The 24,296-nt window shown below is 49.5% G+C and carries 20 protein-coding genes; 4 read left to right on the plus strand and 16 right to left on the minus strand.

The genetic code is table 11. The annotated features are described in order from the left end of the window. Positions 1-29: 29 nt before the first annotated feature. The 11 genes from METH11B_RS0111070 to METH11B_RS0111120 all read right to left on the minus strand — a co-directional run bounded on the left by METH11B_RS0111070 (position 30) and on the right by METH11B_RS0111120 (position 16,808). Positions 30-1,202, minus strand: a complete 1,173-nt coding sequence (locus METH11B_RS0111070; protein WP_026602094.1) for a glycosyltransferase — start codon at positions 1,200-1,202, stop codon at positions 30-32. Between the two features lie 64 nt (positions 1,203-1,266). Then, positions 1,267-2,370 (minus strand): radical SAM protein, encoded by a 1,104-nt coding sequence (locus tag METH11B_RS0111075; RefSeq protein WP_026602095.1) that lies wholly within the window; start codon positions 2,368-2,370, stop codon positions 1,267-1,269. 35 nt (positions 2,371-2,405) lie between these two features. Beyond that, positions 2,406-6,230 carry a glycosyltransferase family protein gene (locus METH11B_RS0111080; RefSeq protein ID WP_026602096.1) on the minus strand — a complete coding sequence of 1,275 codons (3,825 nt, stop codon included), beginning with the start codon at positions 6,228-6,230 and terminating at the stop codon, positions 2,406-2,408. A gap of 17 nt (positions 6,231-6,247) precedes the next feature. Further along, positions 6,248-7,639 (minus strand): radical SAM protein, encoded by a 1,392-nt coding sequence (locus tag METH11B_RS26680; protein WP_026602097.1) that lies wholly within the window; start codon positions 7,637-7,639, stop codon positions 6,248-6,250. Between the two features lie 19 nt (positions 7,640-7,658). Then, a complete protein-coding gene (locus METH11B_RS0111090; protein WP_026602098.1) occupies positions 7,659-8,732 on the minus strand; it encodes an alpha-ketoacid dehydrogenase subunit beta in 1,074 nt (357 codons plus the stop codon). Then, positions 8,725-9,708, minus strand: coding sequence for a thiamine pyrophosphate-dependent dehydrogenase E1 component subunit alpha (locus METH11B_RS0111095; protein ID WP_036275868.1), 984 nt, complete (start codon positions 9,706-9,708; stop codon positions 8,725-8,727). Before METH11B_RS0111095 ends, METH11B_RS0111090 begins: the two co-directional genes overlap by 8 nt. A gap of 5 nt (positions 9,709-9,713) precedes the next feature. Continuing rightward, entirely contained in the window at positions 9,714-11,234 is a 1,521-nt protein-coding gene (locus tag METH11B_RS0111100) for a PfkB family carbohydrate kinase (protein ID WP_026602100.1), read from the minus strand. A 4-nt stretch (positions 11,235-11,238) separates the two neighbouring features. Beyond that, on the minus strand, positions 11,239-11,802 hold the full coding sequence (locus tag METH11B_RS0111105; RefSeq protein WP_026602101.1) for an SIS domain-containing protein: 564 nt from the start codon (positions 11,800-11,802) through the stop codon (positions 11,239-11,241). 10 nt (positions 11,803-11,812) lie between these two features. Continuing rightward, complete coding sequence (locus METH11B_RS0111110) at positions 11,813-12,799, minus strand: SDR family oxidoreductase (RefSeq protein ID WP_026602102.1); 987 nt, start codon at positions 12,797-12,799, stop codon at positions 11,813-11,815. A 9-nt stretch (positions 12,800-12,808) separates the two neighbouring features. Next, complete coding sequence (locus METH11B_RS0111115; protein ID WP_026602103.1) at positions 12,809-13,909, minus strand: radical SAM protein; 1,101 nt, start codon at positions 13,907-13,909, stop codon at positions 12,809-12,811. Between the two features lie 130 nt (positions 13,910-14,039). Continuing rightward, positions 14,040-16,808 carry an Hsp70 family protein gene (locus METH11B_RS0111120; RefSeq protein WP_026602104.1) on the minus strand — a complete coding sequence of 923 codons (2,769 nt, stop codon included), beginning with the start codon at positions 16,806-16,808 and terminating at the stop codon, positions 14,040-14,042. Between the two features lie 367 nt (positions 16,809-17,175). Here METH11B_RS0111120 and METH11B_RS0111130 point away from each other — a divergent pair, with 367 nt between their 5' ends. Next, on the plus strand, positions 17,176-18,102 hold the full coding sequence (locus METH11B_RS0111130) for a matrixin family metalloprotease (RefSeq protein ID WP_026602105.1): 927 nt from the start codon (positions 17,176-17,178) through the stop codon (positions 18,100-18,102). 69 nt (positions 18,103-18,171) lie between these two features. On the opposite strand, the gene METH11B_RS0111135 is transcribed toward METH11B_RS0111130, so the two are convergent. Continuing rightward, the gene (locus METH11B_RS0111135; protein WP_036275871.1) at positions 18,172-18,834 is read right to left on the minus strand and encodes a protein-L-isoaspartate(D-aspartate) O-methyltransferase; all 663 of its coding nucleotides are present in this window, start codon (positions 18,832-18,834) and stop codon (positions 18,172-18,174) included. Continuing rightward, positions 18,831-19,586, minus strand: coding sequence for a 5'/3'-nucleotidase SurE (gene surE / locus METH11B_RS0111140; protein ID WP_026602107.1), 756 nt, complete (start codon positions 19,584-19,586; stop codon positions 18,831-18,833). Before surE ends, METH11B_RS0111135 begins: the two co-directional genes overlap by 4 nt. A 64-nt stretch (positions 19,587-19,650) precedes the next feature. Here surE and METH11B_RS0111145 point away from each other — a divergent pair, with 64 nt between their 5' ends. The 3 genes from METH11B_RS0111145 (at position 19,651) to METH11B_RS28515 (ending at position 22,093) form a co-directional block, all read left to right on the plus strand. Next, on the plus strand, positions 19,651-20,220 hold the full coding sequence (locus METH11B_RS0111145) for a Smr/MutS family protein (protein WP_026602108.1): 570 nt from the start codon (positions 19,651-19,653) through the stop codon (positions 20,218-20,220). A 250-nt stretch (positions 20,221-20,470) separates the two neighbouring features. Then, complete coding sequence (locus tag METH11B_RS0111150) at positions 20,471-21,511, plus strand: glyceraldehyde 3-phosphate dehydrogenase NAD-binding domain-containing protein (protein ID WP_026602109.1); 1,041 nt, start codon at positions 20,471-20,473, stop codon at positions 21,509-21,511. A 51-nt stretch (positions 21,512-21,562) separates the two neighbouring features. After that, positions 21,563-22,093 (plus strand): DNA-deoxyinosine glycosylase, encoded by a 531-nt coding sequence (locus tag METH11B_RS28515; protein WP_081733790.1) that lies wholly within the window; start codon positions 21,563-21,565, stop codon positions 22,091-22,093. Positions 22,094-22,242: 149 nt separating this feature from the next. On the opposite strand, the gene rplQ is transcribed toward METH11B_RS28515, so the two are convergent. From rplQ to rpsD, 3 genes are read right to left on the minus strand one after another with little or no spacing between them, the layout of a single operon-like run. After that, the gene (gene rplQ / locus METH11B_RS0111160; RefSeq protein ID WP_020484825.1) at positions 22,243-22,623 is read right to left on the minus strand and encodes a 50S ribosomal protein L17; all 381 of its coding nucleotides are present in this window, start codon (positions 22,621-22,623) and stop codon (positions 22,243-22,245) included. Between the two features lie 18 nt (positions 22,624-22,641). Continuing rightward, the gene (locus tag METH11B_RS0111165) at positions 22,642-23,652 is read right to left on the minus strand and encodes a DNA-directed RNA polymerase subunit alpha (RefSeq protein WP_026602111.1); all 1,011 of its coding nucleotides are present in this window, start codon (positions 23,650-23,652) and stop codon (positions 22,642-22,644) included. Positions 23,653-23,675: 23 nt separating this feature from the next. Then, entirely contained in the window at positions 23,676-24,296 is a 621-nt protein-coding gene (gene rpsD, locus METH11B_RS0111170; RefSeq protein ID WP_026602112.1) for a 30S ribosomal protein S4, read from the minus strand.

Genomic DNA, 24,296 nt, shown 5'->3' on the forward strand with positions numbered 1-24,296 from the left:
TTTAAAAATTAATAACTAGTCCGGACGTACTACAACGCTTGAATATGCTCGAGAATCTGCTCGGCGCGGACACCCCAAGTATGATGATTTTTAATAAGCTCCAGCGTTTGTTTTTGCGCCTGACTGCCTTGATAGCGGATACTTTTCAATTGCTGGTAAACATCGTCAAAATCCAGCCATTTAAACTCGTAATAATGAAATTGCGGCGTGAAAAAATCGGAAAGTCCGCGAGTATAAATTGCTCTTCCGGGATTATAGCTATCGTACTTATCGCCATCGCGATAGTCATACCACATCAACAATCCGCCCGAGGCCATGCAATCGATGGCGCGAAAATGAAAGGAAATCCCATCGTGCAAATTGATATTGGATTTTTGATGAACCCGGTTTAGTTCCAACGGATTCTCTATAAAACGGCGATAATACTGCCGGTACTTACTCCACACACGCCAGTTCTGACTACCGTAAATCGCAATTGACTCGGAATATCGCAATGCAAAATCGATCAATTCGGTACGATTACTCATGCGTTTTATGCGAATTAGTAGATCGTAATAAATATCATCACTCAGCGCGCACGAATACCCCAGCAATTCGCTTGCGATCCGATCAATTATACCGACACAGGACTCGTGAGTTTGCTCACAATAGGTATTGATATCCATATATTCGCTATATCGTTTGAGCAACATCTCAAAAGTGACGCGCGGATTATCCGGATGCAAAACCCGCGATAACTCTTGTGTCGTCCACGGTTGAGGAATATGACCAATAAAGCTGAACTCAGTATTGCTATCGCTCGCAATATTTTCAGGAAAATAGGTTTCAACACAGGTACCGGGCGGCATCCAATCCAGATACCCGCCAGGATTAAAACTTTCCAACCATCCTGGATCTAAGGCATAGGTAATATCGCTACCGGTAATGTCACTTTCACATCGACCCTGCATATCCACCACCCAGGAAATATGCAAAATATTCAGCTCGTGCAATATCGGAATTTCATCCTTGACCCGGTTCATTTCAAAAATAGCACACGGTTTTTTCTCCCTGACCCAGTCCCTTATTTCCGTCTCGTTCAATAATTTGCAAGCCCCGCTGACTAATAAGCCCTGCTTTTGAAACGCTAAACCTATAAAGCCGAACAGCCGCCGATGAAACGCACTCTCGGTGGGCATGAAAATAGAAATATGCTTAATCATTCCTGTAATATCTGACTTATTTAACGAGTATCCAGTCTGCTTCTTGTTATGTTTGTAAAATAGCTTAAGCGGTTAAAGCCGCATCTCGCCAAAAATCTCTCACTTCACCGCCTGAGTTAGCATAGCTAATGGATTCATCTATTTTCTCAAGAGAATAATACTCCAGCGCTTTTTTTCCGAAATGATCGGTTACTTTATCCAAGGACATAATCTGGCAAAAAGTGCAGGCCTGACAAATCGGATTCCCGGGCTCGGTCACTTGGCGCTTATAAGTGGCGTAAGTATCGGAAACGATCAGCCCTTCCAGGCCGTTATGGAATATATTGCCTAATTTCTGTTTGCCATAGCAGGTCCAAAGATCGCCGGCATGGTTGACGTATAATCTATCCTGATATCCGGTGCATTGTTCGCGCCGTAACAAACCGACGCCGACTTGAAAAATACTGTCATCAAAATGCATGGCTTTTGGATGGCACTCCACAAATTTTCTGACCCGCGCCACAGTCTCTATCGCCTTCGGAATATCGTAAATCAGCAGCTCTCCGACCAAGTCGTTATTAGGTTGCCGCAACTCCAAAAAACCAATGCGAAATGAGCAAAAACCGTTATCAAGCAGATAGCTCGCCAGGTCCGGCAGTTCATCCAAATTACAGCGCATGGCAACCGCGTTACTAGCCAAGTGCGGAGTGCTTGAATTCAAACGCAATTTCGCCTCGTTGATTAAATCTATAGCCCGGGAAATTTCACTAAACCCCAGGCCGCCGCGGATTTTACGCACCGTAGCGTCGTTGACGCCGTCGACCGAAAGCGACAACAGCATCAATCCGGATTTAACCAATTGCTCGGCATCGGCAGCGGTCCTAATTAACTTGGCATTAGTCTGCACCGAAACTTTGGTACCCATATCGCTTAAATAGCGGACGATTTCGAATAAATCCGGATTGATATACGGCTCACTACCGTCGCCAATATGAACTTGACCGAAATAATCGAAACCCGATTTCAAATTTTTAACTTGAGCAGCGGACATCACTCGGAATTTTTTCAAATTATCGTGAAAAGTACACATGGCACAACTGATATTGCAGCCCAACGATATTTCCAGATGTAAGTTTGGCAAGGGTTTCACCCCCAATAACTCGCCAAACTCTTGACCACTCATCAACATACCATTACTCCGCTATCCTGAAATACACCAACAAGCTAATTACCACCGAATCTATTACATATAGAATCCAAAACCCGCCCGGAAATAGCCTGATAAGAAAATAACCCGATAGTTTTTTGATAAGCTCGCTCGGCCATTTTCCCGCGTATTTCGCCGTTGGCTAGATAATACTTAACCTTCTCGACGAGATCGGCTTCATCGTTGTAATAGGCCACTTCATGCTCGTCATAGTAATCGGCTAGTGGCGCGCCATCTTTGTAGATGGTCCTGGACAGCATGAAGGCGCCAGACGCCATAATTTCCAAAGCATGCATATGTAGCGTCGTTCCAGGACTGCCGTTGAAACAGATTTTCGAGCAATTCATTAGGTGGTTAATAAATTCGCCGTTGTCGGCAATACCTTTGGCATAAGGCAAAAATCGGTCAAATCTGTCCCAATTTCTGCCATAGAGCGCCAATTTAATATTCAAATCGGCATCGATCAAGGCGGCAATCGGTGCCGTCTTCATTCTCAGCAAATAGTCAAAATGAAACCGAGTAGCGCTTCCGGCCAACAATAAATTCACTGCCGCAGCGTCCACCAAAATACCTTGGCTTTTCAACAACGCCACAATGGCGGCAAAGCCGTCACTTTGACTATCTACCCTGAGTTGATGAAACTGGTTGGCCGACAATCCTTGCAAATAAGCGATTACGCAGCGGTAGATGTCGACTAACTCGGCACGCTCGAATTTTCCCTGATCCAATAGCGCAACTTCATGATGATCGAAACGCCAAACTTCGGAGGGAACGTTTTCAAACGCTAGAAACGTCCGTTCCGCATCAACCAAATGACTGATCACCAGAAAGTCGTATTCGAAAACGTTGCTCTGCTCGGGATGATAATAATGATCGTTGAATCCCACAGGCAAATACTCAACCGGAAAATCTTTGTATAAAGATCCACCGTTCATTGCCAGCCAATGTTGAGAAAACACGAAGGTAAAATCCATTTTAGTCATCGGCAGTGTGTTACCGGTGATATTGGGCAACATATCCTGTATCCAGTTTACAAATGGCACGGACTCGGGAATGCCAGCAAACTCATGCCGAAAATGATCTATGGTCAGGATAATGTCCGGCTTGAAACAATTGATCTCGTCTATTAAATGCTCGATATTGCTTAAGTAATAATTTTCAGTTTCGCTACAAAAGCGGATCGTCGCACCCAAGCGCTCGAAGCCGTCCAGCCAGTCGCGCATACAGTATTTGAGAAAACTGGAGAAACGCGAGATATACCCCAGTACGCGCAATTGGCCGGCATGTTCCGGACTAAATTTCCGTCGCCACTCATCTGCGGTTATACCGCGATAGTAATCGGCAATTTGCTGCAAATTTACAAGATGCCGCTCGGCTTTATCTTGCTTGGCTAGCATAGATAATTGATAAACTCGCTGTGCCGCAATCTGCGCTTGAGGATCGAGATTGAACAACACGTCAGGTACAGCGGCTTCGAATTTCGAAAACTCGACAAATAAATCGGCCTCAACATGTTCATCGTGATAAATGCGTAAGCGCGGGACAAGCAATAGAGGCCGTAAATCATGCAATAGCAGATTCAATAGCCATATTTCCGGCTTGGATTCGAGCAGATAAACGGGTACTTCAAATTCTGCCATCTCGGTGATCGGTAGAGCGGTCGCGTTAAATGTTGCCAACAACTCGTAACCAGAACCCAAGCCCACCAAAGCATAGCAACAGGTATTTTCGCGGGTCATCTCGGCAATGTTATTCTCGATCAAGCCTTTATGCTCGAGCAATGCAATATTGTCGAGCCGATAGCTTTCTTTGCCATCCCTCTCCACCGAAATCCGCCAGTATTCGCCGGCAATAGCTTGATCGACCGTGATGGCTATCTGCTGCCGCGGCCAGGCGGCCAATAAGGCTTGGCCTAACGCGGGGCGGTATTGGGCCAGGCATAGCAGATTATTTTGCAAATTGGTAAGACAGGTTTGCCGCGCAGACTCCAAGCTACTGATTAGCAATACGTTCTCGCCACAGAGTGCGGGCAAAACTGCTACCGGTTCCGGCTCCGGTGTTTTGGTATGTTCACCATTAGTCAACGCGCGTAAATCGGTTAAATCGATTAGACGCCGGACAGCGGCCTTATAGGTAAACTGTTGGGCCAAGCCTTCCGGCGGCTTGGCCGGCTGCAAGCGCTGAAGTAGGATGTTTTGCAATTCTTCGGCAGTTTTGAAGAACAGGCAATACTCGTCCCAATGCGGCGGCTCGGCGACGTCCCGGCAATCGTATACCAGCGGAATACAGCCGCAGGCGGCTACTTCAGCAAGGCGTTGGGAGTTGATTTCGAAGGGATGGCAAACCAAGGCATAGCGGGCCGCACGATAAACATCCGCCACCGCCACGCCATGCTGCAATTCGCCACGATAATACGCCGCCACCTCGGGGTCCTGATCCCAATAGCGGCCATAGATATCCACCGGCAAACCGGCACATCCCTGTGCGGCGCATAACCATTTCACGGCATGGTCGCGGATTACGTAATGCAGCAGCTTCCAGAATACGAACTCATAGCTTAAAGAACTGGCTGCGGCTATTTGGGTAACCGTCGCTTCGTCAAAGCGGCCACCCTGCTCCATAACCGCAAGTAGTGCAGCCAACGCTAGTTTATGCTGAGTGTTTTCCGGATCTATCACCGGCAGATAGGAACTGCCGACAAACACAATTCTGTCTGTCCGGGCGGTTTGCTGGTCGCCATGGAATATCTCGTCGTCGATCACGAAATGTAGACGTTCCACTTTCGATGCCCCGCATTGCTCCAGATAGCGGTCGAACAAGGGCGAAATCGACAAATTGAAATCCCGGGCTCGCCATTTTAGTGGTTGCCGATTCTTCAGCTGCGGCATCAAATCTTGCCACCAGACTAGATTGACGATGTCATCGTGCATGAAGCTATTGTTCAAACTGTTGACATAAAAACAGGCATGCGGATCGAAGCTGATATATTTTTCCAGCATATCCACCATATTGCTGCCTTCCATTTCATTGTCTTGAACGTAAAGCAGCACATCCCAACCCAGATCTGCAAAAGCCTTGGCTACACCCCGCGAGCTGTATTGCATGACCGTAGTCAAACGGCTGGTAGGAATGAATATCCTGGGCGGTTTATTGCCGACTAAGCGCGGTTTTAAGATTTTGGCTTTGTTCAATAGCTGCTGAAGCAAGATCCGACGCTGACGTTCGACCGCACTACGGACGGCGGCAATATCTTGTTTGAGCTCGGCTTTAACGTCCTCGTCCAACTCTTCCGGAATCTCTAAATTCTCCGGGAACCGCATGCGCGAACGAATAAAAAAATCCTGCAAATCCGGTAGTTCCAGATGGATCAGATTCTCAAAACCATGCGAGGGTAACTCGCCCCGGTAATAACAAACCTGCAAGCCATCTATGGTCGGATGATCGCAAGCCACCCGATTGCGCTGCTTTGCCGCATTCAGCGCCTGCAGCGGATCTATAAAATAGGTATCGAAATGTACATAGTCCGGCACCCTATATTGACTGCGATACTGCGAGATTTCCTCAATCACATCCGCCGGCATGTCATTAAAATGCACGACACCGTCTTCAGAAATCGCGATGAGTTGGGGTATCGGTAATTGGTTGTGCGAAAAAAATTCGACAAACTTGTCGGCGGGGACCTGAATAAAATTCGGTAGTACGATGTCGGTGAGCAAGCCGTCGTAATAGCAATATTGCAGGCGCTCAACACCATTGACATCGCGCAGCCATTGTTGCTTGGCCGCCTCAGCATAAGCATCCTGGATATCCAGAAAAAATATATCTGCCAACACCGAGGTCATCAGAGCGTCCGGGTCGATCAAATAAAATTGATATGTTCAGGCGGATTTTTTAAATCCCACAGAAACTTGTTCACATAATCCTGCCGGCAACCGATGGCGCAATCTTTATGCACATCCACCGACTCGGCGACGTCTTTATGTACCTGCCAGTAGCGTTCGCTGGTAGCTACCAAATCGTAAAAAGAGTCGGTATGTAGATCACCGATGTAAAAGCGCTCTTTATTGAAAAACGGTCCACAAGGATAAATTTTGCCGTTACCGGAAATCTGCAATAAGAACGGCGTGCCGAAACATTGGTCGTATTTGCGGTAGCCGTCCTTATAAAGATTGGTTTCACCGGCCGCATTGATCTTGTTCCATTTGGCTTGAACCACGTAGGTGTCATTACTCAGCGCCTCGGCTTGTTTCAGGGTATCGCCGATTTTTAGATAGGCGTCGTAATCTATACCGATTTCCTTGTATTCTGAATCTGAACAATGCTTGATCACGAAATAATCGACACCCAATTCGGCGCCCAGTTTGGCCTCGGCCAACACTTCGTCAAAACATTCCGGGATTAGCACCATCTGCAAGCCCAGCGTGCATTTGTAATTGTTTTCTTTCTTGATTTTCACCAGTTCGCGGATCTTGTCGATCAGCAAATGAAAATTGACTTCTTTGGATTGATGCACCCGCCGAAAACCTTCCGGGGTACCGGCGGATAGATTGAAGCGGATGTAACTCATGTTTTTCAGTAAGTCGTGAGCCCGATCCATATCCAATAACAAACCATTGGTGGCCATCGCGGTGTCTATGCCCAGTTCGCCGGCCAGCACGGTGGCATCGTAGAGGGTCGGATTCAGCGTCGGTTCGCCATCGCCGATAAATCCTAACGAGCGCACCCCTAATTTGCCGCAATCGCGCACAAAATTCAGCAAAGCATCCCGGCCAATCATGGTGCCCTTGGTCATGTTCTGTACCACGGCGTAGCAATACAGGCAGGCGGTATTGCAAAACTTGGTCAACCCCATATCGATATGCACCGGCGCAAAACGTTGGCCGTTTTGCCAAGCCTGCACTCTGTCTAAATGGTGCATCATTTTGTGACCGTCAAAACGAAACCGTTCTCGCTGGGTGCGGAAACTGGGACCGGTGAACTGGTTGGGAACGTGTTGTTCATGCTCACTGCCCGCTTCCAGACGAATGATGCCTTCTTGATCGTCGTGGGAAATGCTTTGTAATTTCTGGCCTGGCAATTTAGCCAACTGGCTGGTGTCGATCACCTGATAGTCGCTCGACAAGGCGCTACGGTCCACGATGTTATTGGACGTGCGCAGTTTATGTCCGGGTTGGCTGAACATGGGCACGTTGTCGGGTATATCGGTCACGGCGCTGTTGCCGAAGCGATTGGTTTGTTCAATTTTTGCCATGGTCTGATGCTCTTTTTCGTTAAAACGGGCCGACGAAGCTGCGGTCGGGTTGATCTTTGGGCAAATCGGACTGCAAAGCGCCGATTACCGAGGCTGTTAATTCTGATCGACCTAGCATTTCCAGGACGGCACTGGCGATCTGCTCGGCTCCCGGATAATAGTGGTTCGCGACATAATGCGAGGTCGGTACCGGGTGATTAGGATAAACAATCAAACGCGGCGCTTGCTTCAGGCTATCCCCGTGCGCCAACACGAGCTTAGATAGCAACTGATGGCCGCTCGACGCCATTTCCGGCGCGCAATCCGCTATTAACAATTTACCGCCGGTTTTAGCCAGCGATGCGGCAACACTCTCTATGTCCAACGCACTGACGCAACGCATATCCAATACTTCGGCATCAATGCCGTGTTCGGCCAGTGTCGTTGCCGCCTTCAAGGCTTCAATACTCATGTGCGAGAACGCCGCCAACGTCACATCCCGGCCTTCGCGCATTACCGCCGCGCCGTCCAAGCCAGCCGCCGGCGCCTGTTTATCCACCTCGCCAATGATATGGTGCAACCAGCGATGTTCGATAAACAGCACCGGATTGTTATCGGCAATTGCCGCCAACATAAAGTGGTAGGCATCGCCGGCGGTGGTCGGCATCACCACTTTCAAGCCCGGCACTTGCGCGAACATAGCTTGCAGACTTTGGGAATGCTGCGGTCCCTGCCCCCAGCCGCGGCCGATGATCACGCGAATCACCAAGGGTACTTTTTGTTGACCGTCAAACATGTAATGCCACTTCGCGGCGTTATTGACCAATTGATCAACCGACAGCAAGGCAAAATCGATACGTTGATGCACCAGCACCGGCCGCATGCCGGCCAGCGCCGCGCCGATGCAGATGCCGGTCATGCCGTTCTCAGCCAGCGGCATATCCAGCACTCGCTCGGCGCCGTACTTTTCCCTTAAGCCCTGGGTGGTGCCAAAGATGGTTTTTGGATCTGGTACGCCTTCGCCGATTAATAACATGTCCGGAAACTGGGCCAAAGCATCGTCCAACGCTTCGCGGATCGCCTCGCCATAAGTCATCATCTTTAAGTCACGCATACAAATGCTGCCCCATGCTATCGATAGTCGGACGCGTACCTTGCAAGGCCCACTCGAACGCTTGCTCGATTTCTTCGGCCAACTGGGTTTCCATCTGTGCTAGTTCGGTGTCATTGCTCAATTGCTTTGCGAGTAACATCTGCCGGGTTTGCAACAAGGGACAACGCAATTTCCATTCTGCCAACTCGCCGGGGCTGCGATAACCCAAGTCGTCATCTTCGTTAGGTCCGCAGTGTTCCGGCCAGCGATGGGTATGCAATTCCAAGAACTGCGGACCTAAGCCATTTCGAGCATTGGCAACAGCTACGCGCGCCAGTTCATAGACCTCATCGACCCGATTGCCGTCACCGTTGACTGCGGTTAAACCGTGGGCAGCGGCAATCGGGTAAATATCGCGCTTGGGTTGGCGCTCTGCTAGCGCCGTCATCACCGAATATTGATTGTTCTCGCAGATAAATAGCAACGGCAGTTGTTTTAACACCGCAAAATTCAAGGTTTCGTGCATCACCCCTTCTTCGAAGCAACCATCGCCGAAGAAAATCACCACCACGTTGCGATGTCCCTCAACTGCTTTTTGTTTGATCTTCTCAGCCCAAGCATAACCGGCGGCTAATGGCACCGTGCCGCCGACGATGGGCGTGGAAGCGACAAAACCGGCTTCCAGGTCGGTCAGATGCATGGAGCCGCCCCGACCACCACAGCAGCCTTCGGCAAAGCCATACAACTCCGCCAACAGGCGCGGCAGATCGCCGCCTTTGGCCAAATAGTGGCCATGGCCGCGATGATTGCTGAACACCTTGTCTTGCACCGTCAAATGCGCGGAAACCCCCACCGCAATCGCTTCTTCGCCGATACAAAGATGGGTGGGACAACGCATTTGCTGCTCCGCATAGCGCCGAGCAATCGCTTCCTCAGCCCGGCGGATGCGCAGCATTTGATAATAAAGGTGCTTCAGATCGGCCGATGCGGGACTCATAACTGTCATTTCAACAAAGTGGTAATGTATTTAAATAAAGCCACTGCCCGCACCGGTTCGCGGTTACAGACAATTTGCACATCCAGCGCGGCGGCGGCGCTGCCGGCAAACAAGGCTTGCTCCGGCGACAGCCCTCCGCCCAAACATAAACCCGCCACGGACAGAAAAGCATCACCGGCACCGATCCGATCCACCACTTTGGACGACAAAGCGGGAATCTTGTATGCCGTTTTAGCTTGATCCAGCATTAACGCGCCTTTAGTACCGCGGGTGATGGCGATATGGTTGGCGCTTAATTTGTCGGCCAACTGGCCGGCCAATTCCTCGATGACACCACCTCTATCGTGGCTCGCCAATCGTAATTCCGGTTCGTTTAACGACAAGAAATCCGCGTTCGGATAACGCGTGATTAAGTGATAACCCCGATTGCCACTATTGACCTGCGCGTTCACCGCCAAATATTTAGCGCCTTTGGACAAGGCCGCGACCATTTGATTGGAGATGAAGCCATTACCAAAATCCGGCACGATCACCACATCGTAATCGCGCAAATGCTTTTCCAGCCAAGCCACGATCTTGCGATTGGTTTCCTCCGGCAAGGGCGCATCGTTATAAAAATACACTTCAAATAACTTAGCGATGTCGGCATCGACATAACGTCGCTTCACGATCGTCGGCCGATCCTGACTGAAGAAGAACACCGGATCAATCGCCGGGTTCAGATTGGTACGGATGAAATCTTCGTGACTTTTGGTGGCGCCCAAACCCGACAGCAAAGTGACGTTGTGGGCAAATTCCGCGACGTGATTCGCCACCGCTATCGCGCCACCGGCAAAGCGTTCGTAGTCGTTGTATTTCACCGAAAACACATTGCCCTTGCCGGTCTGCCCCAGGGGCGAGGTGTAATGGTATTCGTCGACTATCGCTTCGCCCACCACCAATACGTTCAATCCGCTCAAGGCCTTGAGTTTATCGATAATCTCGTTGGCGCCGACAGTTTCCTTGAATTGATCCAGGTACGCGGAGATTTCCGGGGAAAACACCTCAAAATATTCGTTCAATAAGCGTGTCGAACTGGACGTCAATTCATCGGTAAAGTAAATCTTGCCGCCGTGCCGTTCCACAGCGTCTTTTTCGTGCTGGATATTGCCGGTCAGATCGTCGCTGGTACTTTTGTAATCGCTACCCTTCACATATAAATCAGGCTTCACCTGATCCAATACTTCCACGGCGGTAATCGCATGGTTGATCGCCACACTATCGACGCAAGCCAGTGCCGCTATGTTTTCCGCACGCAAATATTGGTTGAACACCGGCCGCCCAGGACCCTTATTAACGTATTCGTCGGCAGTAACACTCACCAGCAAGGCATCAGCCTGCCGCGCGCCACTTTGCAGGTGGCGAATATGGCCGATATGCAATAAATCGAAGGTGCCGTGACATAAAGCCACCGATTTGCCTTGGCCTTTCAACTCGGCGGCACGTTTTGCCAGTTGTTCGATGGAGACAATTTTTTCCGTGGACATGAGCTTATTTCCTGAGCAGATGATCGGTAATATGGTGCAACACGAACAGATGCCCCAACTCGACCATGCCGTAATGACTGCTGTTCAGCCAGCAATTCCAGCGCCCCAGTTTACGGAGCGGATTGTCGGACTTAAAGCCACTTAGCGTCATGACCGGCAAGCCTTTGGCGTTGGCAGCTTGTACCGCGTTGACGATATTCAAGGATTGGCCGGAACTGCTGATTGCGATCAATAAATCGTCCGGATTCGCAAACGCGGTAATTTGTTTGGCAAAGGCCTGCTCGTAACCGAAGTCGTTAGTAAAACACGTCAAGGGCGCGGCTTCGTGTAAGGTCAAGGCGCACAAGCCGCCAACATTCCGCAAGTCGGTAATCACATGACTGGCAATCGCCGCGCTGCCACCGTTGCCCAGCACCATGATCTTAGCCTGCTGGTCGCGGACTCTGGCAAACTCGGCAAGCAATTGCTGTATCACCGATTCGCCGTCCAGGGTTTGGCCCTGCGCGTCTGTAAATACGCTGCTGTTCAGCAAAGTCGCAAAATCCGCTGCCGCTTGTCCGATAGCCATGGGCTTCTCCCTATTTGTCCAGGTACTTAAACCAGCCCGCAGTAGCGTCAGCGATAGAAGCCGAAGTCCACAGTGGCGCGTTTTGCCAGTAATCGATGTGCGCCAACATATTGGCCACACCCTGCTCGAAACTAACTTGCGGCTTCCAGCCGAGTTTTGCTTGGATTTTACGGGTATCGGCAAAGGTGCAATCGGGCTCGCCGGGCCGCTTGGGAATGTATTCGATCGCACCGCCCAATAATCCCACCAGTTGATTGACACTGTAGGTGCCGCCGCTACCGACATTCATGATCTCGCCACAAAGTTCCGATTCCGCTGCGGCGATAAAGGCTTTGGCCACATCGGTGACATAGGTAAAGTCGCGGGTCTGGGTGCCGTCGCCAACCACGGTAAAGGGTTTACCGTTAATCTTTTGCGCCAGAAACACCCCGAACACCGCGCCATAAGCGCCAGTGGTGCGGGCATGCGGGCCGTAAACGTTGAATAAGCGCAGCGACACAGCAGGCAAGTCGTAGAGTTGTGCCCAGTGCATCACTAGTTCCTCACCCAGATATTTGGTCAACGCGTAAGGATACTGTGGCTGAACGGGTGCAGATTCCGGCGTGGGAAACTGATCTGGGATGCCGTAGCAGGATGACGACGCCGCGTAGACAAATCGCTTGATACCGGCGGCGCGGGCCGCTTCCAATACATTGAATGTACCGCTGACATTGGTCTCGTAATAGGCGCGCGGCTGCTCGATGGAGGGTACGATGTCGGCTAGACCGGCCAAGTGAAAAACCCAGTCAATGCCTGCGAACAAAGGTGCGATGGTTTCGGCGTCGCGAATATCGGCCTGATGAAACTCAAAACGCTCCTGGCCGAGCAAATCAGCGATGGTTTCTTTGCGGCCGCCAACCAGACTGTCGATCACGCTGACCTGATGGCCTTTTTGCCATAACTCCCGGCTCAAATGACTGCCGATGAATCCCGCACCGCCGGTAACCAATACTTTCATGCGTTCGTCCTAGATAAAGTTGATATGGGCCGGCTGGTTGGCCGTGAGTTTGTCCAAATATTGATTAACCGACTCCATCCGACAGTTTTTACGGCATTGGCTAATATCCAAGTCCTGGGTGATGTACTGCCAGTTCTGCCGGCGTTTCTCGCCTTCCCAGATGGCTTGGAAAGACTGCTGATGGATATTGCCGTAAGCAAAGCGTTGATCGGTGAGATAGGCACTGCAGCCATAGACTTCGCCGTCAGCCATGATATAGCCCCAAAAATAAGGCGTGGCGTGGCAGGTTTTGTAACGCTCGGTTTCCGATTGGCTGTAGTTCTTCATGGTCTGTTCGCGAAATACCACGTTAAAGCCGTCGCCGTTGAATTGGGCCAGTTCCTCGGCCATGCCCAGCAGATTGTCGTAACGCAGGCTTTCGTAGCGGCGGGTTTCGCTGAATAGATGTTGGGAGTAAGGTTTGACGACCAGATAATCCAAACCGACATCGCGGCAGATTTTTGCCAGCGTGGTTACTTCATGCTGATTTTCCGGCAACAATAAAATTTGTGCGCCTAGAGCGCAGGACAGTTGCTGGGCTTTTTTATGTTCGACCGCACGGCGCAGATTATTCAGCACCAAGTCAAAATCGGACGCCTTGGTTTGATGAATGGCTGCATAATTTTCGGCACTGCCAGCATTCAGCGACACCTTGATCCATGATACCAGCGGCAAGGATTGCTCGACAAAACGTTGATTCATCAACGTGCCGTTGGTGGTGAACGACACGTCGATACCGGCATCAAAAGTCCATTTGACGATTTCGTTAATCTCCTTATGCAACATCGGCTCGCCCTCGCCGGCATACATGATGCTTTTTACGCCGAGCTTGCCCATCTCTGTCAAACGCTCCGCCAAAATTTTGACATCCAGCCGCTGCGCTTTATAGCCTATGTAATCCACCGCGCAAAACGTGCAGCGATGATTGCATGCACCTACCGGCGACACCTCCATGTAGATAGGATATACGGCTTTCGCTTGCTGCCAATCGTGCCTGCCATCCAACCATTGCGCCACCCGTTGCGGGTGATACACCAGTTTATGACTGTCTATGCCGTATTTGTCTGCCATGTTTTTGTCGTTTAATGTGCTTTCAGAGTGAAAAACCGCTTTTTAACCGGATAAAGCGATTTCTATGCCAATAACCGGTTCAGGTAACGTGCCGCTGTTGATTGTTATATCGGCATCACAAAGCTTAGCATTAAACAATTAGTTTCAAGCCCGGCGGCAGCGCTTCGCCGAAGACTTGCTTTTCCTGTTGTTCATCCAGTTGTTTGAATTCGGCAACCATGTCTATCCACGACACAGGGGATTTAGCTTGTTTTAGCTTGTCGATCACCTGCGCTCGCAGGCTATCGTCGATATCCCGAGCCCGGTCGTCGCAGCGTCTAGCCAACAAGGTGGCGGCAAAGCCGGCTTGGGTTAGCTTTTTCCAATCAGCTTTCAATAGCTGTTGCAGCCAGATTTCGGCAGTCTCCGCTGGAATTACCTGATGATTGTTGCCGTGAAACAGAATCCGCCCACCGATACGTCCGACCGCCCACCAACTCTGTTCAGGCTCTCCAGCTTTTTCCAGGCGCTTTAACAGCCAATTGCCCAATTGAATTTTATCGACAAGGTTCAACCGCTCTAGTGCCGCCGCCAGTCGCACCATATCTTCGTAACCTCGTGTCGCCAGTTGCTTGCCGACACCCGGCTGGCGCGCGGCAGCCGGATTGATGAATTTGGCGATGTCGTTAAAGATACGTTGCTGGGCATCTGCGGCTAACCCGCCGGCAACGCGCCGCCATAAAGTCCACCACTCGGCCCAGTTTTGCTTTTCGTTAACGAATTGCAGCCCTTCCGAATACAGCTTCCAGAGTTGCTCTACCCGCCAATCGTCGAGCGGATAACCAAAGCCTGGGCGCAAGCAAAAGCCGGCCAGACTTAACCAGAGGCGTTCGTGCTGTTCGCTCCGCCGCCGATATTTACTGCCTGCCAATAAGGCCGTAAACAACTCGCGCAACAACGGGGTTTGCCAGTCGCCGCGCGGCGCGGCGAGAACTTTTTCAAGCTCGGCGCGTAAGGTTTTTACCGCCTGCGGGTCGACTTGTTTGGATTTGGCACCGAATACGGCCTGGACTTTCTCCAGCGCTTGTGGCAATTGACTCGGTAATTCGGCATTGATGGATGTCTGGTTTTTTTTGCGAATTTGAAACTCTACATCCCAACGCTGGTTGGAGTCTGCCACCGCCACGCACTGCAATTGCAAAGTACCGACTTCGGTATATGTTGCCAGCAATTGCACCGCAATTTCGGTTTTCAGCTGGCCTTCGAATGCCACTGCCAGCGGCGGCAGACTGTGAAACCGCTCGTCATCGAGTTCGACTATTTCGCCTGGCTGGTAAGTACCGTCTCCGCTGCTGGACAACAAATGAAACCGTACCGGTTGTCCCACTCGGAGAGCGAATTGCCGATCACTTAACAAAATCTCATGACCTTCTTCGCTACCTTTTGGCAGGATACAAACACCACGACCGCCTTGCTTACCGTCACCAGTTTTGACCGTGGCATCAACAAGCAGAAAATAACTACGCGCCGCACCGCCGCCGATTTTCAACTTCTTCTCGCGGCGGGCAACAGCATAACTGACCGCGCCGTAAGCCACCGCCAATTCCGGATGACTATTTTCCAGCAATAATGGCGCTTGCCCGCCACGCCACCCAGCTAATAAATCGATTAGACGTTGCACCATGGCCGAGCTACGAAACACGCCGCCGTTCAGCAATAATGCATCGGGAACTATTTGCTGCTCAGCGCCCGTGCTACCCAACGCAGTTTGTGCCGCTTGCGCATGCAACTGCAAAAAGGCAGCAATATGCTTACTGATAGCCGGCTCCGCCGCGTAGGGCAAACCAAACTCCACTACGCCGCTACGTTTCCTATCCGGCAGTTCTTGCAAGCCGGATAGGGGCAAAAAGCCATCCAAGGCAATTTGCTTAACCTCCTCTTTGCTTAGCGTGGTGCTTTTAGTGCCGCCAATCAACCTGGAACCGCCGCCCAATAAGGTTACAGCAACGTGCTCCGGTGCATCGTCAGCCAACAGCAATTCCTTGGCGATCCGACATTGCTCCAGCAATTGCGATAAATCGGCGGTAGAGAGTTTTTTATCCCCCGCTCGCAAGCGGCTTTCCGCTAAATGCGCCAGAGCCAGATCAATATTGTCGCCACCCAACATCAAGTGATCGCCGACACCTATGCGCGTCAGCCGCGGCTCATCTAGACCCTGCTCAATCTTGATCAAGGTCAAATCGGTAGTACCGCCGCCGACATCGCAGACCAGCAATAACCGGCTACCGGCCAGACTGAATTTGATGGTACCGGCATGCCGGCGCAGCCAGTCGTAACAAACTGCTTGCGGCTCTTCTAGCAACCTGACGCCGTTCAAACCGGCCATCTTTGCAGCTTCCAGGGTCAAGGATCGCGCGGACTCGTCGAAGGATGCCGGCACCGTAATCACAACTTCCTGCAGAGCAAGTGGCGCAGAGGGAAAACGCTGCTCCCAAACGGAACAGACATGTCGCAAATAACTAGCACTGGCTTCCAGCGGCGAGACTTTAAATACTGATTCGTCGCTCCCCCAAGGCAAAATAGCCGCACTGTGATCGACGGCGGTGTGCGACAACCAACTCTTGGCGCTGGTAACCAAACGGCCCTGCGACTTGGCACCCAATAAGCGCGCCGCTTCACCCAGCACAGCGCCATTTTCCTGAGTCAAAAATCCGTCCTCGACGGTGATTTCGCCAGGCGCAGGATGGTAACGGACCGATGGTAATAACGGCTTGGCATTCACCTCCCCTGGCGCGATCAGCTGAGGAATCTCGAACAAGTGAATTGCTTTCGCAGGATCGTGGATGTCGGAGTAGGCGACCACGGTATGGGTCGTGCCTAGGTCGATTCCGACCGAATAAGTAGCAGCGTTGTTTTTCAAAAGTACTTAGTATGTTTATTCTAATTATGAAGAGCAGCCTGCCAAGTATTCAAGCAAGCAAGCTAGCGACGCGCCTATTTTAGTCGGCTTTCTGATCGAACACTCTCGTTTTTCTAGTTAGCACTATTCAAGCAGCGGTTGCCAAGTGTAATAAATTTCAGCAAAGAACAATTTTTCGACGTGTTTCGAATAAAATGCTTGCCTGGCGAATATTTGCGATGTTACTTTTCGCCTACGGCAATCATCAGTGCATTGCATTACTGAATGCGCCCACCGAGAACAAGAACTAGCGCTGCACAGTGCTCGAATCTAAATCAAGACCGAGCTAACCGCAGCAATTATTAACCAACTTGAGCGAGTTAAATTCATGCTTATTAAACCATCCGCATTCGCCGGCGTCTTGTTGCTGGCCGCCAGCCAATCAGCTGACGCTGTCGTCATCAATTTTGACTATACCTACGATGGCGGCTTTTTCTCCGGCAGCAACACAAGTAGACGAGACATCCTAGACGCCGCCGGCGGCTTTTTGGGAAGCATCTTGACCGACAGCTTGACAGCTATATCATCCGGCGGTGCCAATAATTTCAGCGCGGTATTTAATCGCCCGGATACTGGCGCCGAGACTACATTAAGCAATTTCAGTGTAGCAGCCGACACACTCACGGTGTTTGTCGGCGGACAGACCATGGGCGCCGGCAACTTGGGCTATGGCGGCTACGGCGGTTACAACGTCAGCGGTACCCAAGATTTTTTGACCAATGCAGCACAACGCGGCCAATCAAATCCTACCTCCGGCCCATTGGCAACTGATTTTGCACCATGGGGCGGCCAATTGACCTTCAGCAGTTCGGCAAACTGGTATTTCGACGCCGATCTTTCAACCACAGAAGCCTTTAGCGGCAACGATTTTTATTCGGTGGCTCTGCATGAGTTAGGCCACTTATTAGGTCTAGGCAGTTCCGACTCTTGGGATAATCAAGCCTCTGGCTCCGGCTTTACCGGTGCCAATGCAGTAGCGGCTTATGGCAGCAATGTGCCGCTGGAAGGAGATAAGGTTCATTGGTTAGACGGTACAAAAAGCACGGTAAACGGCATTGAGCAAGAAACCGCAATGGACCCTACTATACGCATCGGTACGCGCAAAGTGTTTACGCAACTCGATCTCGCCGCTCTGAAAGATGTGGGCTGGCAAGTTTCGGTAACCGCGGTGCCGGTTCCTTCCGCCGTTTGGTTATTCGGCTCTGCTTTATTAGGATTTATAGCCAGCAAACGTAAGCAGCATTTGAATTTCTAGCAAATTCATCACCGTCGCGCCGGACACGCCAATTGGCTAACAAAACCGGCGCGATAAAACGATTAAAACTTATTGACTGACACCTGATAAAAACGGCACAAAACTGACGCGCTCAATCACTTCATCCTCAAAGCCATGCTCTGTGCGGGTTACCCGATGCAATTCCTGCATCCCTTCCAGCCCGACTGGAATCACCATCACGCCTCCCAGCGCCATTTGCTCAAGTAGGGCTTCCGGAATTTCGACCGGCGCGGCAGCAGCTAAAATCCCATCGTATGGCGCATGCTCCGGCCAACCCCAACCGCCATCGCTATGCTTAAAACCCACGGTCTTAATATCCAACTCCCATAGGGTATCTCGGGCTTTTTTCATCAACGGCGCAATCCGTTCCACCGAATATACTTGCTCTACCAACTTCGACAATATTGCGGTTTGATATCCGCAACCCGTACCAATTTCCAGTACCTTATGCAGCGGACCTTTTTCCAATAGCAATTCCGTCATTTTGGCGACAATATACGGCTGAGATATAGTTTGATTGTGGCCGATTGGCAAAGCGGTATCTTCATAAGCGCGACTCTCCAAAGCTTCGTCGACAAAAATATGCCTCGGTGTGTCAGACATTACCGCCAAGACTTTGCTGTTATAGATACCTTGCTCGCGTAGCCGAGAAATCATCCGCTCTCTGGTCCGCCGAGAAGTCATGCCTATACCCTGGATGCGTCTACTCATAAGCGCGCCTCCATTGCCAGCCAATCGCGCAATCCCTCTAGTCGTTCGTAACGCGTCAAATCCAGCTGTAACGGCGTTACGGACACGTACCCGTTTCTTATCGCATCAAAATCGGTACCCGGCCCGGCGTCTTGTTCGCTACCTGGCGGTCCAACCCAATAAATAATGTGCCCGCGCGGATCCTTGGAGCGTATCACTGCTTCCGCCTTGTGCCGCTGTCCGAGTCGGGTAGATTGATAACCTTTTAATTCAGCGATCGGCAAATCAGGCACGTTGACGTTTAACAAAGTGTCTTCGGGCAATGGATGAGCGAGGATTTTTTGCATTAATGTCACAGCCACATGTGCCGCCGTATCGAAATGTTTAGGATCGCTGGATGCCAAAGATATAGCTACCGCAGGCAGTCCAAGAAAACGCCCTTCTGTAGCCGCAGCCACAGTGCCAGAATAAAGCACATCGTCGCCGAGATTGGCGCCATGATTGATACCGGCGAATACCATATCGGGCTCGTGCGCTAATAGCCCGGTAATGGCCAGATGAACGCAATCCGTCGGTGTACCATCCACCCTGACAAAACCGTTTTCGCATTGTGTAGCACGCAAAGGCATATCCAGGGTTAAAGAATTGCTTGCGGCACTCCGGTTTTTATCGGGCGCCACAACTGACACGTTGGCGTATTGACGCAGAGCTTCGGCCAGTGTGTTGATGCCTTGCGCTAAATAACCGTCGTCGTTGCTGATTAGTATGTGCATACTGCCGTGAAACGCTTTAAAATTCCCGCATAGTAGCAAAAAAACCGCAAAACCAGCAGCTTACGTGACAAAAAAAACCACTTCCGCAGACGATGCCCTCTTGTTTCGAAACTCGATCGGTAAAGTCCAGACCATAGACACCAATACCGTTATTCTTAAGCCAGACAAGAAACCGCGGCCTATACCCTTATTTAAGCCGCTGGAGCAGGTTGATCCTTTACAAAAAGATGTTGAGGGCAGTTTGGAGACCCTGTTCCAAGAAGACAAGATAGCCTTCCTGGTACCAGGCATGCAAAAAAGCGTCATCAAAAAGCTTCGTAAGGGATATTACGGCGTGGATGCCGATATCGATCTACATGGCTTAAGTAGCCGCGATGCGCAACAGCAGCTATTACGATTTTTACACTATTGCGTTGAAGACGGTTATCGCTGCGTACAAATCATTCACGGCAAGGGGTACAACTCTACGGACAATCAGCCAGTCTTAAAAAATGATATTAATCTCTGGCTACGCCAACATAAAGATGTCCTGGCGTTTTGCTCAGCCCCTCCCAAAGCTGGCGGTACAGGTGCCTTGTTCGTGCTGTTACGCTTATCAGAAAAATTTGTGACATCCGAAGACGAGCCTCAATAAGAATAAGCCCATTTGGCTAGACTCTCCAATCTACCGCACCCGAAACAGAAGCAGCCCCTCCGTTATATTTTACTTTGCCTTGACTTGGGCGGCTTGTTGCTCTAGTTTTTCAAGCATTGCTATTCCCAATCTTGACAAACAAAAACATAAACCAACGCCATGACCATAAATCAACACCTGCGACCTCTCCAAACCACTGGCGCTATTGGCGTTTTAACGCAAAGCACTATCAAAGCGGAGACTTTAAACAATGGGCCTTAACATAGGGATCGTCGGTTTAGGCAGAATTGGTCGCGGGGTATTAAGGGGAAATTTCGCGCAAGAAAAAGGCGGCAGATTCGATATACGCGTAGTCTGCGACGTAATGGCTATCGATCACGTTGCTTACCTATTAGCAAACGATAGCACCTATGGCCGCCCACCGTTTAACGTGGACTGTGATGGCAACGACCTGATCATAGACGGCAAAAGAGTTCGCTATCAGAAGGTAGACAGGCGCCGTAGCTCACCCGATGACGACAGCTTCGGCGTATTGCGCCAATTTGATCTTGATGTATTATTTGACGCCACGGGCACCGCCACGATCCATGATTTCCGTTCCTTGATAAAGCAGGAAGTCGCTAAAAAAGTCCTTTGTACCTGGAATGTGAGCGGTTGCGACATCAGCGTGGTATTCGGAGTAAATCATTCGGCATACGATCCATTGCACCATGATGTCATCTCAGCCAGTACTTGCACGGGTAATGCGATGGTTCCTATCTGTCATGTGCTTGATAAGCATATCGGCATCGATTACGCCAGAGCCATCACTATCCATCCGCAACTTTCAGATCAACGCGTATTGGATGGATATCACGCATCATCCCAACTTGGCCGCGGATGTGCGTCTTCCATTATCCCAACTAGCACGAACGTAGGTAAATCCACGACATTGGTATTACCGAGACTCGAAGGCAAACTGGTAGCTATGTCTTACAGAGTGCCAACAGCAATTGTCTCAGTCATTGATTTAACGGCCAATCTTTCGCGGAAAACGTCGTTAGAAGAATGCGTAGAACTGTTTGAAGATTACGCCAACAAACAATTAGCGGGACTTATTCATTGTGACTATGGCGCATGGGGACATCAAAAGGCCAGCATAGATTATATGGAAACCCAATATTCTTCTATATTATTGATGCATCATCTAACTGTCAGCCAAGGCCGCCAGCTCGGCCTATCTTTGATGCATGACAATGAGCACGCATATTGCTGCCGAGTATTAGACGTATTGGGCATTTTACAAAACTAGTGCTAGCAAGTTTGCAAAACGCCTAATGCGACCCCATCAAATTCCGGCTGAATGAACCACATAACAAGCTTCTCAGCGGAGTCATCACCGGATGCAACAGTTTTGATTCTTGGCAGCATTCCGGGAAAAGCTTCACTGGAGGCTGGTCAATATTACGCACATCCACGTAATCATTTTTGGCCTATCATAACTGAGCTCCTGGCAATCGATCCCGCCAGCCCATACTCAGCGAGAATCGAATCATTAAAATTAGCTGGCATAGCACTATGGGATGTAGTCAAGTCATGCCATAGGCACAATAGCAGTCTGGATACGAAAATAGACAAAAACAGTATTGTTACGAATGATTTTCCAGACTTTTTCCTAGCTCACCCTAGTATTACGCATTTATTCTTTAACGGGTTAACGGCAGAAAAAACCTTTCAAAAGCTTGTTCAACCTTATATTTCCACAGATGGATTAATATACCACCGATTACCGTCCACAAGCCCAGCGCATGCAACAATGCCATTCCAAAAAAAACTGGAAAGTTGGCGCATATTAACAAGGATAATAGCAAAAACCTCGCACAGCGAAAAATGAGAGCTACATCAGAAAGAAACAAAATAATCAGCCCAAGGAATGTATTTTAGGAATCTAGATGACACCGGAGGGCACAAAAACAAAAACGGCAGATTAGCTGTTTAGCTAATCTGCCGTCTAAAACGATAGATTTAAATACCTAATGGTACTTATTCCTCGGTTTTAACGGGCTCCGGCCTATCTACCAACTCAACGTAAGCCATAGGTGCGTCATCACCAGATCGAAATCCGCATTTAATAATCCTTAAATACCCACCGTTTCTGGATTGGTATCTTGGACCAAGCTCGTTAAATAACTTCGTTACAACATCTCTATCACGCAACTTAGAGAACGCCTGACGACGTTTCGCAACAGAATCGACTTTAGATAGTGTAATCAAAGGTTCAGCGATTACACGCAACTCTTTTGCTTTTGGTAACGTAGTTTTGATTAACTCGTGTCTAAACAAAGAGCAAGCCATGTTACTAAATAGCGCTTTTCTGTGGCTACTATTTTTATTTAACTGTCTTCCAGATTTACGGTGTCTCATTTTTCAAATGCCTTATATTCAAATTCCAGCTTGCGATTGATCAGCCAGATTTTCAGGTGGCCAGTTTTCCAACCGCATACCCAATGACAGACCTTTAATTGCAAGAATATCTTTAATTTCCGTTAACGATTTCTTACCTAGATTCGGTGTTCTCAACAACTCTACCTCAGTCCGCTGAATAAGATCACCGATATAGAAGATGTTTTCTGCCTTTAGGCAGTTGGCAGAACGAACCGTCAACTCCAAATCGTCTACAGGACGTAACAACACAGGATCGAAAGACTCTTCTTCAATCGCCACCTCTTCATGTATCTGCTCATTAACTTTCTCGAAATCAACAAAAACTGATAATTGATCATGAAGAATAGAAGCAGCCAGCTTGATTGCCTGTTCGGGATCGACTGTGCCGTTTGTCTCCAATTCGATAACAAGCCTGTCCAGGTTAGTGCGCTGTTCGACACGTGTGCTTTCTACATGATAAGCAACTTTTACTATAGGACTAAAAGCCGCGTCGACCATTAACACTCCTACAGGAGCGTCGTCGTGCATTTCCTTCCTCAGACTGGCAGGGACATATCCTCTACCTCGCTCGACTTTAATCTTAACGTTGAGCGAACAATCTTGATTATTGATGTTAGCTATTATCAGATCGGGGTTTACCAACTCTACGTTATGAGGTAGGTCAATATCCCGAGCAGTTACCACACCGACGCCAGATTTTGACAGTGTAAGAGTTACTTCGTCCTTAGAATGAACGACAACAGCTAGTTTTTTAAGGTTCAGTATGATGTCTATAACATCCTCCTGAACTCCCTCTATCGTGGTGAATTCATGCAATACACCCTCAATAGAAATTTCTGTAACTGCGCAACCTGGAATTGAAGACAGCATGACCCGCCTCAAAGCATTGCCCAAAGAATGCCCAAAGCCGCGCTCCAGAGGTTCGATAACGATTCTCGAGTGGTTGGCCGATTCGTTAATCACCTCGACAAGTCTAGGCTTTAGTAGGCCAACAATAGAACTCTGCATAATTTAAATCCTGGACTTATTTATTACTTAGAATAAAGCTCAACAACCAGCTGTTCGTTGATGTCAGAGCCTAAATCTACGCGGTCAGGAACAGACTTGAATGTTCCACTCATCTCTTTCGAATTTACTTCAACCCAAACCGGAAAACCATACTGTTCAGTAACGACCAGCGAGTCTTTAATGCGTTGTTGGCTCTTAGCTTTTTCTCTAATCTTAATTACGTCGCCGGCAGCAACTTGGTAAGAAGGGATATTAATTAACCTATCATTTACCAAAATCGCTTTGTGAGAGACTAACTGCCTAGCTTCCGCTCGAGTAGCAGCGTAGCCCATCCGGTAAACAACGTTATCCAAACGAGACTCTAAAAAATCGAGCAGGTTCTGGCCGGTAGCACCCTTTTGTAGATCTGCAGCTTTGTAATAGTTTCGGAACTGTTTTTCTAACACTCCGTATATGCGACGCAAGCGCTGTTTGGCGCGGAGCTGCATAGCATAATCAGAATTCCTTGTACGCTTAGCACCATGTTGACCAGGTCTTTGTTCCAATTTACATTTGCTTTCCAGAGACTTGCCTCTGCTTTTCAAAAATAAATCAGTACCTTCCCTACGACTCAGCTTGCAAGCAGGACCAAGATATCTTGCCAT

The sequence above is a fragment of the Methylomonas sp. 11b genome, assembly GCF_000515215.1.
Taxonomy (GTDB): Bacteria; Pseudomonadota; Gammaproteobacteria; order Methylococcales; family Methylomonadaceae; genus Methylomonas.

Excerpts from the sequence above, each read along its gene's own strand:
- METH11B_RS28515 (WP_081733790.1), top strand. The coding sequence starts at position 21,563 with ATGAACCACATAACAAGCTTCTCAGCGGAGTCATCACCGGATGCAACA.
- METH11B_RS0111150 (WP_026602109.1), top strand. The coding sequence starts at position 20,471 with ATGGGCCTTAACATAGGGATCGTCGGTTTAGGCAGAATTGGTCGCGGG.
- METH11B_RS0111135 (WP_036275871.1), bottom strand. The coding sequence starts at position 18,834 with ATGAGTAGACGCATCCAGGGTATAGGCATGACTTCTCGGCGGACCAGA.
- METH11B_RS0111115 (WP_026602103.1), bottom strand. The coding sequence starts at position 13,909 with ATGGCAGACAAATACGGCATAGACAGTCATAAACTGGTGTATCACCCG.
- METH11B_RS0111110 (WP_026602102.1), bottom strand. The coding sequence starts at position 12,799 with ATGAAAGTATTGGTTACCGGCGGTGCGGGATTCATCGGCAGTCATTTG.
- METH11B_RS0111165 (WP_026602111.1), bottom strand. The coding sequence starts at position 23,652 with ATGCAGAGTTCTATTGTTGGCCTACTAAAGCCTAGACTTGTCGAGGTG.
- METH11B_RS0111095 (WP_036275868.1), bottom strand. The coding sequence starts at position 9,708 with ATGAGTCCCGCATCGGCCGATCTGAAGCACCTTTATTATCAAATGCTG.
- rpsD (WP_026602112.1), bottom strand. The coding sequence starts at position 24,296 with ATGGCAAGATATCTTGGTCCTGCTTGCAAGCTGAGTCGTAGGGAAGGT.
- METH11B_RS0111075 (WP_026602095.1), bottom strand. The coding sequence starts at position 2,370 with ATGTTGATGAGTGGTCAAGAGTTTGGCGAGTTATTGGGGGTGAAACCC.
- METH11B_RS0111070 (WP_026602094.1), bottom strand. The coding sequence starts at position 1,202 with ATGATTAAGCATATTTCTATTTTCATGCCCACCGAGAGTGCGTTTCAT.
- METH11B_RS0111130 (WP_026602105.1), top strand. The coding sequence starts at position 17,176 with ATGCTTATTAAACCATCCGCATTCGCCGGCGTCTTGTTGCTGGCCGCC.
- METH11B_RS0111090 (WP_026602098.1), bottom strand. The coding sequence starts at position 8,732 with ATGCGTGACTTAAAGATGATGACTTATGGCGAGGCGATCCGCGAAGCG.
- rplQ (WP_020484825.1), bottom strand. The coding sequence starts at position 22,623 with ATGAGACACCGTAAATCTGGAAGACAGTTAAATAAAAATAGTAGCCAC.
- METH11B_RS26680 (WP_026602097.1), bottom strand. The coding sequence starts at position 7,639 with ATGGCAAAAATTGAACAAACCAATCGCTTCGGCAACAGCGCCGTGACC.
- METH11B_RS0111105 (WP_026602101.1), bottom strand. The coding sequence starts at position 11,802 with ATGGCTATCGGACAAGCGGCAGCGGATTTTGCGACTTTGCTGAACAGC.
- METH11B_RS0111100 (WP_026602100.1), bottom strand. The coding sequence starts at position 11,234 with ATGTCCACGGAAAAAATTGTCTCCATCGAACAACTGGCAAAACGTGCC.
- surE (WP_026602107.1), bottom strand. The coding sequence starts at position 19,586 with ATGCACATACTAATCAGCAACGACGACGGTTATTTAGCGCAAGGCATC.
- METH11B_RS0111080 (WP_026602096.1), bottom strand. The coding sequence starts at position 6,230 with ATGACCTCGGTGTTGGCAGATATATTTTTTCTGGATATCCAGGATGCT.